Source organism: Faecalibacterium sp. I3-3-89, assembly GCF_023347275.1.
GTDB classification, from domain to species: domain Bacteria; phylum Bacillota; class Clostridia; order Oscillospirales; family Ruminococcaceae; genus Faecalibacterium; species Faecalibacterium butyricigenerans.
Genome location: NZ_CP094468.1, coordinates 2,683,028 through 2,697,257 on the forward strand (window position 1 = coordinate 2,683,028; position 14,230 = coordinate 2,697,257).

A 14,230-nucleotide genomic window follows, 5' to 3' on the forward strand; every position below is an offset into this window, starting at 1 on the left:
GAATGGGGGACGCAGTCCGGTTTCCGGTATTTTCAGGGAAATGCGCTCAAATCTTTTGATGGTCCTTACAGGATCGGGGTCTGGAGGTTGTCGTTGTTCTGGATGCCGTGCTTCTCGGCGTAGCCGGTCAGCATCAGGGTCAGAGCGCCGTCGCCGGTGACGTTGCAGGCGGTACCGAAGCTATCCTGCAGGGCGAAGATGGCGAGCATCAGAGCGGTGCCGGCATCGTCGAACATCAGGACGCCAGTGATGAGGCCCAGAGAAGCCATGACCGTGCCGCCGGGGACGCCGGGAGCACCGATGGCGAAGATGCCGAGCAGGGCGCAGAAGAGGATCATGGTGCCGATGCTGGGCAGGTGGCCGTAGAGGATCTTGGAGATGGTCATGCAGAAGAAGACCTCAGTCAGGACAGAGCCGCAGAGGTGGATGTTGGCAAACAGGGGGATGCCGAAGCTGACCATGTCCTTGCGCAGGACCTTGCTCTTGCGGGCGCAGTCCAGAGCGACAGCCAGAGTGGCGGCGCTGGACATGGTGCCGACAGCGGTCAGGTAAGCGGGGCCGTAGTGGCGCAGGACCTCCCACGGGTTCTTGCCGGAATATGCGCCGGCCAGCAGGTACAGGACAGCCAGCCAGATATAGTGGCCAGCCATAACGATGATGATGATCTGGAGGAAGGCGGGCAGCTGGTGGGTGATCATGCCCTCATAGCTCAGGTTGCAGAAGGTAGCAGCGATATAGAAGGGCAGCATGGGGATGATGATCTTGCCGACGATGTCCAGCACGATGTTCTGGAACTCGCCGAGGATGTCGCAGGTCAGCTTGCTGTTGGTCCAGGTAGCAGCCAGACCCACCAGAACGCTGAGCACGAGGGCGCTCATGACGCTCATGATCTGGGGGATGTTCAGCTCAAAGACGACGCCGGGCAGGGTCTTCAGACCAGCCACCTCGGTGTCGATGGACAGGTGCGGGATGAGGGCGTAGCCTGCGGTGGTGCTCATGAGGGCTGCGCAGACGGAGGAAACGTAGGCGATGACGATCGCCACGCCCAGCAGACGGGAGGCGTTCTTGCCCAGCTTGGTGATGGACGGGGCGATGAAGCCGATGATGATGAGCGGCACACAGAAGGTGATGAGCTGGCCCATGATATACTGTAAGGTAACGACGACCTTCATGACGCTCTCGGGGAAGATCTGGCCCAGAATAACGCCGATGATGATGCCGAGAAGCAGCCGGAACGGCAGATTATTGAATAGCTTTTTCATAACATTTTACCCCTAATCTTCTCCTGCGCTGTGGGCGCAGGGTGTTTTTTGCAGGATGCGGATGCAGGCTTGCTAGAGGGTGAGGACGCTTATTGGGCGTCCGGAGTGTGGTCTTTGTTGAGCATCAGGTCGAGGATGACGCTGTCGCTGGTGCCGTGGGTGCTCAGGATGGCGAAGTTGTCCAGCGTGCGCTCCACGTTCTCCTCCACGATGCCGTCCGTGCTCTGGACACGGACGCCGCGGGTGCCCATGGCCGCTGCCTGACAGGCGGCATTGACGCAGGTGGAGATCTTCAGCGCGCAGTCTGCCTTTGCGCCGTCACACACCATGCCAGTGACATTGCCCACCATGTTCTGGATGGCGCAGCAGATCTCGTGATAGCCGCCGCCCAGCAGGTATGTAATGCCGCAGGCCGCGCCGGTCCCGGCGACGGTCGCGCCGCAGAGGTTGCTCAGGCGTCCGAACTTCGACTTGATGCGGATGGCGATGAGGTTGGACAGGGTGACGGCACGCAGCATAGTCGGCTCATCGATGCCCAGCCAGCGGGCGGCTGCCACGACGGGCATCGTTGCGGTGATGCCCTGATTGCCGCTGCCGGAGTTGGCCACCACCGACACCGGCGCGCCTGCCATGCGGGCGTCTGCACCGGCGGCGGCAGCGATCATGGAGTTGGTGGTCAGGTCGCGGGTCATGAGGCCCTTGCGGCAGTTGAGGTCGAGATTGCGTCCGATGGCAAGGCCGTATTCCTTGGAAAGGCCCTCATCGCTGATGACGGAGTTGACCTGCACGGCGCTGCGGATGATGTCGATGGGGTCGTGCATGGGGTCAAGCTCCTTGGTGCAGTAGTCCCAGATGGAGCGGACGGTCAGGAAGGACGCGATCTGCTCCGGGGTGACGACATCGCTGTCGCCGGATGCGGCGGTATCCGCGTCCTGCTTGTCGAGGGTCGCCGTGCCGTCCTGCTCCACCAGCACGACGTTGGTGTGCAGGTCGCGGACGATGGCGCGGCCGGTGTGGCCGCCGCCCTTGGCGATCACCTCAATGTAGAGCTTCTGGGGCACCTGCGCCACATTCACCTTGACCTTGCCGGCCTTGACCAGCGCGGCGGCCGCCTCCACCGTCTCACGGGGGACATGGTTCATGACCTCCAGAAGGTAGACCGGGTCGCCGCCCAGCGCACCGATGGCGGCGGCATAGTCCATGCCCTCGTAATCGGTGCCGGGGATGCCCGCCGACATGGCGTTCTTGATGATGTTGATGCTGGCGTTGACCGTGATCTCCTCGGCCTTGTCCACACCGGCCTTCCGCAGGGCCTGACCTGCCTCGGCGGCAGTCAGGGCCACAGCGCCCGGCTCGGTGCAGCCGGTAGCCAGCTCCATCTCACTGTTCAGGATGCGGATGAACATATTTTGTTCCATAGTATTGCACCGTCTCTTTCTCTTTTAGGATGCTCTGTTATTTCACGGCGATGCATTCGATCTCCAGCGGTGCGTCCTTGGGCAGACGGCCCACCTGCACGGCGCTCCGTGCGGGGAAGGGCTGTGCGAAGTACTCGCCGTAGACCTGATTCATCTCGGCAAAATCATTCATGTCTGCAAGGAAGACCGTGGTCTTCACTACATCTGCCAGTGTCATGCCCTGCTGGGCAAGGATGGCCTGAATGTTCTTGAGGGACTGCGCGGTCTGGGCCGCGATGCCCTCGGGGATGGCCCCGGTAGCGGGGTCGATGGGGAGCTGGCCGGAGACGTAGACCGTCTGGCCTGCTGCGATGCCCTGCGAATATGGCCCAATGGCTGCGGGTGCCTGCGCAGTGGCGATTGCCTGTTTCATAATTCTCTCTCCTTTTTCCGAATTGCAGGGGCACGGCTTGCCCTCGTGCCCCTTGTCCTGCCCCTATCCTAACGCGGCGTGCGGCAAAAGTCAACAATTTTTTCTCTTGATGATAAATTATTATCACTTGTGACAAATCCGCGGGATTTTTTGAAGCAGTTTCACGAATTTTCAGCGAGTTTTCGAATCATCATTGTCAACAGCCGACGAACGTGATATGATACAGGCAGAGAGATGAGAATAAATTCTCATTATTTTTCTTATGAAGCAATGGAAAGTGGTGACATACATGGACGCAAGGCTGGAGCCGTATCGGACGCTGGTTTCGTTTCTGGGTGAGGCGTTGGGGCCGGACTATGAAGTGGTGCTGCATGATCTGACCAGTGAGGAGGGCACCATCGCAGCCATCGTGAACAACAATATCAGCGGCCGCACCGAGGGTGCGCCGCTGTCCAACATGGCGCTGCGGTTCATCCACGGCAGGGTGTACGAGAAGCAGCCCTATGTTGCGGGCTATCAAGGTGCATCACAGGCCAAGGGGCGGCTGCGCTCCTCCACCATGTTCATCAAAGACGGCAGTGAGCTTATCGGGATGCTCTGCGTCAACTTTGACGCCGCCAAATACAGCCGGATGGCGCAGGAGCTTCTGGCCCTCTGTGGGGCGCATCAGGAGCCAAGCCCCACGCTGGGCGTCGAAAATTTCGTCAGCAGCCTCCCCGACGCGGTGCAGGCTGCCATCGCCGATGTGACCGGCAGTGTCCTGCCTCCCGACCGCCTGACGATGGACGAAAAAATACGCATCGTGGAAGACCTGCAGCAGGCAGGTATCTTCTATATGAAGGGCGCTGTCAGCGAGGTGGCCGCGCAGCTCGGCTCCTCGGAGGCGACGATCTACCGTTATCTGAGCAAACTGAAGGATTGACCCTTGCACTCCTACGCTCCTTCGCGTATAATGATAGATGTATCAATATGTCTATCAGACGTGAAGGAGCGTATTTTATATGAAACTTGGTATCGTCGGCCTGCCCAACGTCGGCAAGTCCACTCTGTTCAATGCCATCACCTCCACCAAGAACGCGGAGGCCGCAAACTATCCCTTCTGCACCATCGAGCCGAACAGCGGCATCGTGGCCGTGCCCGACAAGCGGCTGGACAAGCTGGCTGAGATCTGGCAGACCAACAAGAAGACCCCCGCCATCGTGGAGTTCGTGGACATCGCGGGCCTCGTGAAGGGCGCAAGTCAGGGCGCAGGCCTCGGCAACAAATTCCTCGGCCACATCCGCGAGTGCGACGCCATCGTCCATGTGGTGCGTTGCTTTGACGACGACAACATCATCCATGTCGTGGAGGATGTGACCAAGGCCGAGGCCGTGGACCCCATCTCTGACATCGACGCCATCGACTATGAGCTGATCCTCTCCGACCTCGAGGTCGTCCAGAACCGCGCAGGCCGGATGGCCAAGGCTGCAAAGAGCGGCAACAACAAGGGGGCCGCCGCCGAGGCTGCATGGCTGCAGCAGCTTGCTGCTCATCTGGAAAGCGGCAAGCCCGCCCGCAGCTTCGACTTCGACGAGAGCGACGCCGAGCAGCAGGCCGTGCTCCACGAGATGGGCCTGCTGAGCAGCAAGCCCGTCCTCTACGCCTGCAACGTGGGCGAGGACGACCTGATGGAGGGCATCGAGAACAACAAGTACGTCCCGCTGGTGGCTGCACGCGCCAAGGAAGAGGGTGCACGTTACATCCCCATCTGCGCCAAGACCGAGGAGGACATCGCCGACTACACCCCCGAGGAGAAGAAAGCCTTCCTCGCCGAGATGGGCATCGAGGCCAGCGGCCTCGACAACCTCATCACCGCCAGCTACGACCTGCTGGGCCTCATCTCCTTCCTGACCGACGGCAAGAAGGAGTGCCGCGCATGGACCATCCGCAAGGGCACCAAGGCCCCGCAGGCTGCCGGTAAGATCCACAGCGATTTCGAGCGCGGTTTCATCCGTGCCAGCGTCATCGGCTACAGCGACCTCGAGGCCAACAACTTTGACTATGCTGCCGTCAAGGCCAAGGGCCTGCAGCGCACCGAGGGCAAGGAATATGTCGTCAAGGACGGCGATGTCATCGAGTTCCTGTTCAACGTCTGATTTTTGCTGTTGCAGCAGGGCTGAGTTTCCTTTAAGTGAGAGTGCGCGCTGGTGGTGCGGGGGTCAGAGCGCTGTTGCAGTAGGGCCGGATTTTCTTTAAGCAGGTTCGCGCGCTGGTGGCGCGGGGGATGTTTTTCTTTCGGTCAAATGGCTTGCGCTCCGCGCGGGCCAGAGGCAGGGAGGGGTGTTTCGACTCCCCCCTCCCTACCTCTGGACTCCACTCTCCCCGCAACGAGTTAAGGGCTGCTCGCCCTTAACAATTCCAAAGAGGAAGTCGAAGCCCAAAAATGCTAGCCGCTGCGCTAAGACGGGTTGCGGTGCCCAGCGTCCACTTCGTGCCTTGAGCGGCACTCGTGTCCTGCTGACCGCGGCCCCAACAGCTCCTCCCTGTATCCGCCGCAGGCGGCGGTCGTCGCTGTTGCGCATTTTTTGTGCTTCTCCCATTTACGGCTCCGCCGAAGATTTCACCTTTCTACTGAACTTCACGTCCTGCAAGGGCGTAACACCAGCTGCGAAGCAGCAAGTCGGAGAAACGAGAAAAAAGCGTTTAGCGCAGCGGCTAGCTTTTTTCCGTTTCGACCTCTCCTTCGGGGTCTGAAAGGGGCGAGCAGCCCCTTTCTCGTGCCTCCCGCGCCTCGAAAGTAGCGGGTGCTTTTCTGGTTCTCTTTTGGCACGCAAAAGAGAACTTAGCCTTACCGAAAGAGCGCTCTATACCCGCGCCACAAGCGCACCACACCGTCCCCTCTTTTTCTTATTTCTTCGATCGTCAACCACGATTCAAAACAATGAGGTCTGATATGATTTTAGGTATTATGGGTGCCATGCCCGACGAAGTAGACCAGCTCTGTGCCAAGCTGGAAAACGTCACTGTAGAGCCCTACGGCGGCGTGGAATATCATAAGGGCACGCTGGCCGGTAAGCAGGTGGTGGTCTGCTGCGCAGGCATGGGCAAGGCCAACGCCGCTGCCACCACGCAGGTGCTCATCACCAAGTTCGGGGCCGAGAAGATCATCTTCTCCGGCATTGCAGGCAACATGACCAGCAAGATCGGCATCGGCGATGTGGTCATCGGCAAGACGGTGCTCTATCACGACGCCCAGCTGGATATGATCTGCCAGAACCCGCCCTTCCTGAAGGAGTACACCGGTGACGCCATTCTCATCGCTGCCGCCGAGAAAGCCTGCGCCGATGCAGGCGTCAAGGCTCTGGTGGGCAAGATCGCCACCGGCGACCTGTTCGTGGGCGACAGCGCCACCAAGGCCGCCATTGAGGCCAAATGCGCCCCCGACTGCGTGGAGATGGAGGGCGCAGCCGTGAGTCAGATCGCCGCCAAGAACGGCGTTCCCTGCGTCATCCTCCGCGCCATGAGCGACAACGCTGACGAGAACGGCCATGAAGTGCTGGTCGTCAAGAAATTCAGCATCGGCGAGTATGTCGCTACCGCGACCAAAATCGTCGCCGCAATGGTCGAGTCCCTCTAACTGCACCTGCAAAAAAGCTCCTGCCGCATTGTCCGGCAGGAGCTTTTTCTATCGCTGCATCAGAAGTTTCAGCAAAACCTCAAAGATACTGTTCCAGCTTCAGCCGGTTGTCCTCCTCAAAATCCTGCAGCTTCTGCATCAGCCGCTTCGACCCGGGCGCGGCGTCGGGATAGTCCTTCTGGGATTTGATGCAGTCCATGACCCCCATGCTGCTGCCCTGCGTGAGCATCTCGGCGAGGTTGCGGGTGGATTTGTCGGTGATGGTCTTCATGCCGATGCTCACCTTGGTGTTGAGCTTCGCCATGGCGCTCTGGCCCTGTGCCGAGCCGCCGCAGGCGTCGATGGCCGCGTGGGCCTCCTGATTGAGCTGGCGGTAGATGTTGCGTTGGCGCAGAAGCTCCGCCTTGAACTGCTCGTTGTCTGCCATCGGCACCAGCTGGTCGAGCGTGTTCTTTCCCATCTCGGTGTTCTGCACGATGGCTTCCAGCATATTGAGGTTGTCGTTTTTCTGGTTTTCCATACAAAAATCCCCCTTTTGAGTCTATTCTCTCTCAAAAGGGGGATCTTATGCATCTTATTCGCCGTCGTAGACCCGGTCGCCGCCTGCGGCCTGCGCAGCGGCCAGCCGCTTTTGGCACAGGTCATAGAGGGCGTCCCAGTTCTTGCAGCGCACCTCGCGGGTACCGGCCACGCCAATGGACTGGGTGAAGGGCACCCGGCGCATCAGTCCCACCGAGGCCACACACTCCTTAGGCATCCCGGCGTAGATGGCTTTCAGCTCCTCTTCCAGCTCGCGGCGGGTGCGGTCGGCGCAGCCGATGGCAAACAGGGTGTCGCTCAGGCGGCAGACCACCCGCTCGGCAGGCTGGTCGAAGTGCTTTTTCCACTGGTTCGCCACGAAGCAGACCAGCTGGCCCATGACCGCCTCGTTTTCCCGGGCGGAAAGCGCTGCTGCGTCGTCGATGGACACCAGCGCCAGCGCAGCGCAGCGGTGGCGGTCGGTCCATTCGTCGAGCTTGGTGCAGAACTCCGTCTCATAGTAGCGGCGGTTGAACACCCCCGACAAGAAATCGTGGTTCATATCGTCGCGGCACAGTTCCCGCTCCCGCGGGGTCATCCGGTCTTCGGGCAGGTCGCTGCCTGCCAGCGGCGCAGTCATCTGCAGCTGCCATACCTTGCCGTCTGCCACAACGCAGCGGCGCAGCACACAGTCCACCTGACCGCCGCGCAGCTCGTAGTCCACCATCAGACCATCGTCCTGCCAGCAGCGTGCGGCGTCCTCGTCCACCTGCGTCAGGCTCACATCCTGAAACACAGGCTGCGAACTTTCGACGAATTGCCGCAGGTCCTGTTCCGTCCATTCCTTTTTCATGCGTTTCTCCCCATCTTCCGTGCCGGGTTCTCCTTCCCGGCGCTCTGCCTTTGCACAGTTCTTATACCCGACTGTGTCTCTTTCGATTATAGCACGATGGCGGGGCGCTTGCCAGCAAAACGCACAATTTTCAAAAAGATTTTTTACAATTCCGTCAATTTGAGGTCTTCTCTTCTTTTTCGACCGGCTCCTTGGCGCGGCAGTAGACCGCACACTCGGCCTCAATGCGGCCGGCCAGCAGGGCCGTATCGAAGCCCTCTGCGGCACGCCATGCCCAGTTGCCGCCCAGCTTGCCGGGGGTGTTCAAATGGGCCTCCGCGCCCAGCCCCAGCCAATCTGCCATGGGGATGATGGCCCGGTCGGCCACCGAGCCGAGGGCGGCGCGGAGAAGGGCGATACGGGCGGCATCCGTCCTGACGGCTGCCACTTCCTTGGCGGTGGGCTTGCAGGGGGTCAGGTGGAGGTAGGCGGCAGCGTTGGCTTTCTCCTTGGCGGGGGCGGCGTTCACCCACCAGTCGGTGAGGGTGGTGTTGTCGTGAGTACCCGGGTAGACCACGCTGTTCTTGACGTGGTTGTGGGGCAGATACTCGTTGTCGCCGCCGCCGAAGGCGAACTGAAGGACCTTCATGCCCGGGAAAGTGCTGTCGGCCAGCAGCTTGCGGACACTGGGCACGAGGTCGCCCAGATCTTCGGCGATGATGGGCAGCTTGCCGAGGGCCGCTTCCAGCGCACGGAACAGGTCCATGCCGGGGCCGTTCTCCCACTTGCCGGTGCGGGCGGTGGTGCTGCCTGCCGGGATGGCCCAGTAGGTGTCAAAGCCTCGGAAGTGGTCGATGCGGAGCAGGTCGTAGATCCCGAGGGCATGGCGGACGCGGCGCACCCACCATGCATATCCGGTCTGTTTATGATATGGCCAGTTATACAGCGGGTTGCCCCAGAGCTGGCCGTCGGCGGAGAAGTAATCCGGCGGGCACCCGGCCACGCGGGCAAAGCCACCCTGCGCGTCCAGCTCGAACAGCTCGCCGCCCACCCATGCGTCCACCGAGTCGGCGGAGACATAGATGGGGATGTCGCCGAGGATCTTTATGCCCTTTTCGTTCGCGTAGTCCTTGACCTTCTTCCACTGGACTGCAAACTCATACTGCAAGAATTTCCAGAAACCGATCTCCTCTTCCTGCCCGGCGGCAAACTCTGCCAGCGCTCCGGCGTCCCGCAGACGGTACTCCCGGGGCCACTCGGCCCAGCTCTTCATCCCGTTGGCGGTCTTGAGGGCCATGTACAGCGCGTAATCGTTCAGCCAGCTCTCATTCGTGAGGGTGAACGCATAGTAGTCGTCGGGGTAATAGTGGGCACAGCCGAAGCGTCCGGCGTACTTCTCCCGCCATGCGGCATAGGCCGCCCGCAGGACCTTGTAGCGGCTGGTGTAGAGGGTGCCGTAATCCACCGAGAGCGGGTCGGTGCCCCACGGCTCTGCCTTGAGCTGGGCAGCGGTCAGCAGGCCGTCGGCCTTGAGCGCGTCGAGGTCGATAAAATAGGGGTTGCCCGCAAAGGCAGAGCAGCTCTGGTAGGGGCTGTCGCCGTAGCCGGTAGGGCTGAGGGGCAGCAGCTGCCAGATGTGCTGGCCCGCAGCAGCCAGAAAGTCCACGAACTTGAGCGCCTCGGCGCCAAAGCAGCCAATACCATAAGGGCCGGGCAGGCTGGACACCGGCATCAGGATTCCACTTTCACGCATGATGATACCTTCCTCGTTTTTCAAATTTCCGGTTTCGCTGTTTTCTATCATAACATAAGCCAAGACTATTTTCCACAGGCAAAAAACGTGGTATACTTGATTTTATCGGGAAACATCCTTGCCCTTAGTAGTTCTTAGATTCAGGAGGTATCGTGCCATGCAGCGCACGGAAAAATATTTCGAGAAAGACGCATTCCGCAAAAGCGCCGCCGGGGTCATCCTTGCGGCAGAGGCGGACGCAAAGACCGGCGGCGGGCGCATCGCTCTGGACGGCATGGTGTTCTACCCCGAGGGCGGCGGACAGCCTGCCGACCGGGGCACTCTGACCCTCGCCGACGGCACGGTGCTGCACGTCACCGATGTCCACGAGACGGGCGGCGTCATCTGGCACACAGTGGATGCCCTGCCCGAGGCGGCACAGCCCGGCACCGCCGTCACCGGAGCCATCGACTGGGCGTGGCGCTTCGACAAGATGCAGCAGCACACCGGCGAGCACATCCTCTCCGGCATCCTGCACCAGATGTTCGGGGCCGAAAACGTCGGCTTCCACATCGGCTCTGACGCCGTGCGGATGGACACCAGCGTGCCCATCTCTGCCGAGGGCCTGCGGGAGGCCGAGACTGCCGCCAACCGGGTCATCTGGGAGGATGTACCGGTGGTCATCACCTACCCCACCCCCGAAGAGCTGGCGGCTCTGACCTACCGCAGCAAGAAGGAGATCGCCGGGCAGGTGCGCATCGTGACCATCCCGGGCGCGGATGTCTGCGCCTGCTGCGGCACCCACACCGCCACCACCGGTCAGGTGGGCCAGATCAAGATCCTGGCCTCCGAGAACTACAAGGGCGGCGTCCGGCTCAGCGTGGTCTGCGGCGGGCGGGCCTTGCGGGAGGCGCAGGCCATGCGGAACCGTCAGGCCGACATCGGCGCCCTCCTCTCGGCCAAGGCCGACCAGACCGCCGTGGCCGTCCACCGGGTGTACGACGAGTACACGGCCCTGAAATTTGCCCATTTTGGCCTCTGTCAGCAGCTGTTCGACGCCATGGCCGCACAGCTCGGCCCCGACGAGACCGCCATCCGGATCGTTCCCGGCCTCGACCCGGACGGCCTGCACCGTCTGGCTGCGCGGCTGAGCGAGGCCACCACCGGCCTGTGCGCCGCCCTGACCCCCAACGAGAAGGGCACCGGCTACTGCATCGCACGCTCCGGCGGCGATGTCCGCCCCCTCACCAAAGCCCTCAACGCCGCCCTCAATGGCCGCGGCGGCGGCAAGCCCGGCATCTGTCAGGGCAGCTGCACCGCCACACCCGAACAGGTGGAGGAATTTTTGAGGAAAGCTCTGTAAGCACAAACTTTTTACGTCACAAGGAGAATACGATCTTATGAGAATGCGTTTCAAGCCCTATGCCCACGACGAACTGATGGCCGCCGATTTTCACGTCCACGACCCCTTTGTCTGGGGCGGCAAATGGCACAGCCAGTATGCCCGCCCGGAGCAGCCCTTCGTGCTGGAGCTGGGCTGCGGCAAGGGCGGCTTCCTCTCCCAGCTGGCCTCCGCCCACCCGGAGAACAACTATCTGGGCATCGACATCACCGACAAGGTGCTCATCCTCGCCAAGCGGAAGATCGAAGCGGCCTACGCCGCCGCAGGCCGCCCCATCGACAACGTGAAGATCATGAGCACCGATATCGAACGCATCAAGGGCGTCATCACCTCGGAGGACACCGTCAGCCGCATCTACATCAACTTCTGCAACCCATGGAGCAAGAACGCCTCCTCCAACAAGCACCGCCTCACCTACCCCCGCCAGCTCATCCAGTACCGCGATTTCCTCAAGGACGGCGGCGACATCTACTTCAAGACCGACGACGACGACCTGTTCCGGGACAGCCTGAGCTATTTCCCCGCCTCCGGCTACGACATCATCTGGCAGACCTACGACCTCCACGAGAATGAGCCGGAGTGGAACATCCGCACCGAGCACGAGGGAATGTTCACCGAGATGGGCATTAAAATAAAGGCCCTCATCGCCCGCAAGAAGGCAGGCGACGACTCTGTGACGTGGGTCGAGCCGAAGGTGCTCAAGAAGCTGGCCGCACAGGCAGAGGCCGAAGCCAAGGCCGCCGAGGGAGACGCCAATGTCTGACCCCTGTGAAGCCTGCCTGAACAACCAGCAGGACGAGTACGGCAGCTATTACTGCGCCGTGGGCGGCGCACTGGACGAGGATGAGATGGCCCGCTATCTCTCCCGCACCACGTCGGCCTGTCCTTATTTCGAGCCGGGCGACGAGTACAAGATCGTCCGCAGGCAGAATTGAATGGAGGTGTTCCCTTGTCGTTTTTCCTCAACACGGCCATCTGTGGCTTTTCGCTCTACCACATCCTCGCATTTTTTCTCATCTACTCCTGTCTGGGCTGGTGCCTCGAGGTGGTGTATGCCGCCGCCACCACCGGCCAGCTGGTCAACCGCGGCTTTCTCAACGGCCCGGTCTGCCCCATCTACGGCTTCGGCATGATTTTAGTACTCTTCTTCCTCACGCCGCTGGAGGACAGCCTGCTCTTGCTGTATCTCGGCGGCGTCCTCCTGCCCAGCGTGCTGGAGCTGGTGGGCGGCTGGGTGCTGTATAAGCTCTACCGCACCCGGTGGTGGGATTACAGCGACAGGCCCTTCAACATCGGGGGCTATATCTGCCTCGAGTTTTCGCTGCTGTGGGGCGTAGGTGCCCTCCTGATGGTCAAGGCCGTCCACCCCGCCATCGCCGCGCTGGTGGACATCGTGCCGCCGCTGGTGGGCTTCATCCTCATGTGCCTGCTCTACGCCGTGTATGCCGCCGACGTGGTCGCCACCGGCATTTCTGCCTCCGATCTGGCCCGGGAGCTGGACGCCCTCGAAAAGGTGGCCGACAGTATGCACGCTGTCAGCGACGCCATGACCGAGATCCTCGGCACCACCGCGATGGACATGGACCAGAAGATGGACGAGAGCCGGCTGCAGCTCAAGCTGGCCGCCGCCGAGGCCCGGGACAACTACAACAAGCTGTCGCCCCGTGAGGCCGCTTCCACCATGCGTGCCCGCGCCGACGAGGCGATGGAGGCCGCCCGCCGCGCCTCCCAGACCGCCCGCCTCAACGCTGCCGAGGCCGCCAAGGCCGTCAAACTGGCCGCACAGGGCAAAGCCGAGCAGACCACCTCGCTGCTGCAGCTGGAGCAGCTCAAGGACGAGCTGGCCGCACGGGCGCAGGTCATGCAGGCCCGCACCCGCCGCAGCACCCATCTGCTGGGCAAGGGCCGTATGCTCCGCGCCTACCCCAAGCTGAAGCATGGCCAGAACAACCGCTCCCTCAACAGCCTCCTCGAGCAGCTCGAGAAGGAATACCCGGATTATTTCGACCATAACAACACCTTCGGCATCCAATAAACAACAAAAACGGCTGGGAAGCACGCTGTCCCAGCCGTTTTTCTATTCTCAGGCCCAGAGGTTTTCCGGGTAGAGCCCGTCCGCTGTCTTTCGGGCGATGGCCTCTACCACTACAGGCTTATCCTCGCGGTAGGTGACACCGTACCACTGGTCGGTGCTGCGCAGCACCTTGACGGCGGCTTTCTTTTCGCCGATAAGCTCGCTGACCACCAGCGGCAGGAAATACTCGCACTTGAGCGGGTTCTTTTCCAGATTCTCATCCAGCCAGCGGGCGAAGCGCCGATCAGCCTCCTGCACGAAGCTCTCGCCGAAGCCCCAGAGATTCATGCTCACGGGGGTGTCGCCGGGCAGGTCGGTCCAGCTCTCGCCGCCGTCCTCGGTGTAGTGGATGCCGTCGGCGTAAGTCTCGATGCGGGTGTGCTCGGTGACGCTGCGGAGGGTGCTGTCCTCGTTGAGGGCGCAGATGCCCCGGGCCACGCTGCCGTTCTCCGAGACGGTGTTCCGGAGCAGGTAGCTCACCATGCAGTAGTCGTAGACCTCACCGTCGGTGTGGGTGGAAAGATAGTCGTAGATGACCTTGAAGGCCTCAGGGCCGTAGTAATCGTCCGCATTGATGACGGCGAAGGGGCCGTGGAGATAGGGCTTTGCCGCCAGCACGGCGTGGCAGGTGCCCCATGGCTTGACGCGGCCCTCGGGGATGGTGTAGCCCTCGGGCAGCTCGTCCAGCTGCTGGAACGCATACTTCACGTCCATCGCCTTGGAGACCCGCTCGCCGATGGCGGCCTTGAAGGCGTCCTCGATCTCGTGCTTGATGACGAAGATGACCGTCTCAAAGCCTGCGCGGCGGGCGTCGTACAGGGAATAGTCCACGATGACCTGACCGCAGGGCCCCACCGGGTCGATCTGCTTCATCCCGCCGTAGCGGCTGCCCATGCCGGCCGCCATGACCACCAGAACCGGTTTGTTCATATGTTCTCTCCTCCTCCGAAGGGTGTCTTGCAA

General features: G+C 61.5%; 14 protein-coding genes. 7 read left to right on the forward strand and 7 right to left on the reverse strand.

The window, feature by feature from the left end:
• Window positions 1-65: 65 nt before the first annotated feature.
• The 3 genes from MTP38_RS13030 to MTP38_RS13040 form a co-directional block, all read right to left on the reverse strand.
• The gene (locus MTP38_RS13030) at window positions 66-1,262 is read right to left on the reverse strand and encodes a dicarboxylate/amino acid:cation symporter (RefSeq protein ID WP_249233799.1); all 1,197 of its coding nucleotides are present in this window, start codon (window positions 1,260-1,262) and stop codon (window positions 66-68) included.
• Window positions 1,263-1,351: 89 nt separating this feature from the next.
• Window positions 1,352-2,680, reverse strand: a complete 1,329-nt coding sequence (locus tag MTP38_RS13035) for an L-cysteine desulfidase family protein (protein ID WP_249233800.1) — start codon at window positions 2,678-2,680, stop codon at window positions 1,352-1,354.
• 37 nt (window positions 2,681-2,717) lie between these two features.
• Window positions 2,718-3,092, reverse strand: coding sequence for a RidA family protein (locus MTP38_RS13040; protein ID WP_227621368.1), 375 nt, complete (start codon window positions 3,090-3,092; stop codon window positions 2,718-2,720).
• A 289-nt stretch (window positions 3,093-3,381) separates the two neighbouring features.
• On the opposite strand from MTP38_RS13040, the gene MTP38_RS13045 reads away from it, so the two are divergent.
• From MTP38_RS13045 to MTP38_RS13055, 3 genes are all read left to right on the forward strand, one after another.
• Window positions 3,382-4,014 carry a helix-turn-helix transcriptional regulator gene (locus MTP38_RS13045; RefSeq protein ID WP_249233801.1) on the forward strand — a complete coding sequence of 211 codons (633 nt, stop codon included), beginning with the start codon at window positions 3,382-3,384 and terminating at the stop codon, window positions 4,012-4,014.
• A gap of 79 nt (window positions 4,015-4,093) precedes the next feature.
• Window positions 4,094-5,227: a redox-regulated ATPase YchF gene (ychF, locus tag MTP38_RS13050; RefSeq protein WP_227621366.1), complete on the forward strand. Its 1,134-nt coding sequence runs from the start codon at window positions 4,094-4,096 to the stop codon at window positions 5,225-5,227.
• A 797-nt stretch (window positions 5,228-6,024) separates the two neighbouring features.
• Window positions 6,025-6,708, forward strand: coding sequence for a 5'-methylthioadenosine/adenosylhomocysteine nucleosidase (locus MTP38_RS13055; protein ID WP_249233802.1), 684 nt, complete (start codon window positions 6,025-6,027; stop codon window positions 6,706-6,708).
• Between the two features lie 79 nt (window positions 6,709-6,787).
• Here the strand turns inward: MTP38_RS13055 and MTP38_RS13060 are convergent, their stop codons facing one another.
• From MTP38_RS13060 to malQ, 3 genes are all read right to left on the reverse strand, one after another.
• Window positions 6,788-7,228 (reverse strand): hypothetical protein, encoded by a 441-nt coding sequence (locus MTP38_RS13060; RefSeq protein WP_227621035.1) that lies wholly within the window; start codon window positions 7,226-7,228, stop codon window positions 6,788-6,790.
• 54 nt (window positions 7,229-7,282) lie between these two features.
• Window positions 7,283-8,080 (reverse strand): GGDEF domain-containing protein, encoded by a 798-nt coding sequence (locus MTP38_RS13065; protein WP_249233803.1) that lies wholly within the window; start codon window positions 8,078-8,080, stop codon window positions 7,283-7,285.
• A gap of 154 nt (window positions 8,081-8,234) precedes the next feature.
• On the reverse strand, window positions 8,235-9,812 hold the full coding sequence (gene malQ, locus MTP38_RS13070; RefSeq protein ID WP_249233804.1) for a 4-alpha-glucanotransferase: 1,578 nt from the start codon (window positions 9,810-9,812) through the stop codon (window positions 8,235-8,237).
• Between the two features lie 157 nt (window positions 9,813-9,969).
• Between malQ and MTP38_RS13075 the strand changes: the two genes are divergently transcribed.
• From MTP38_RS13075 to MTP38_RS13665, 4 genes are read left to right on the forward strand one after another with little or no spacing between them, the layout of a single operon-like run.
• The gene (locus tag MTP38_RS13075) at window positions 9,970-11,154 is read left to right on the forward strand and encodes an alanyl-tRNA editing protein (protein WP_249233805.1); all 1,185 of its coding nucleotides are present in this window, start codon (window positions 9,970-9,972) and stop codon (window positions 11,152-11,154) included.
• A gap of 37 nt (window positions 11,155-11,191) precedes the next feature.
• Window positions 11,192-11,956, forward strand: a complete 765-nt coding sequence (trmB, locus tag MTP38_RS13080; protein WP_249233806.1) for a tRNA (guanosine(46)-N7)-methyltransferase TrmB — start codon at window positions 11,192-11,194, stop codon at window positions 11,954-11,956.
• On the forward strand, window positions 11,949-12,128 hold the full coding sequence (locus tag MTP38_RS13085; RefSeq protein ID WP_227621040.1) for a DUF6472 family protein: 180 nt from the start codon (window positions 11,949-11,951) through the stop codon (window positions 12,126-12,128). Before trmB ends, MTP38_RS13085 begins: the two co-directional genes overlap by 8 nt.
• Before the next feature lie 14 nt (window positions 12,129-12,142).
• Complete coding sequence (locus MTP38_RS13665) at window positions 12,143-13,228, forward strand: putative ABC transporter permease (RefSeq protein WP_269076668.1); 1,086 nt, start codon at window positions 12,143-12,145, stop codon at window positions 13,226-13,228.
• A gap of 48 nt (window positions 13,229-13,276) precedes the next feature.
• On the opposite strand, the gene MTP38_RS13095 is transcribed toward MTP38_RS13665, so the two are convergent.
• The gene (locus MTP38_RS13095; protein WP_249233807.1) at window positions 13,277-14,197 is read right to left on the reverse strand and encodes a nucleotidyltransferase; all 921 of its coding nucleotides are present in this window, start codon (window positions 14,195-14,197) and stop codon (window positions 13,277-13,279) included.
• Window positions 14,198-14,230 lie beyond the last annotated feature (33 nt).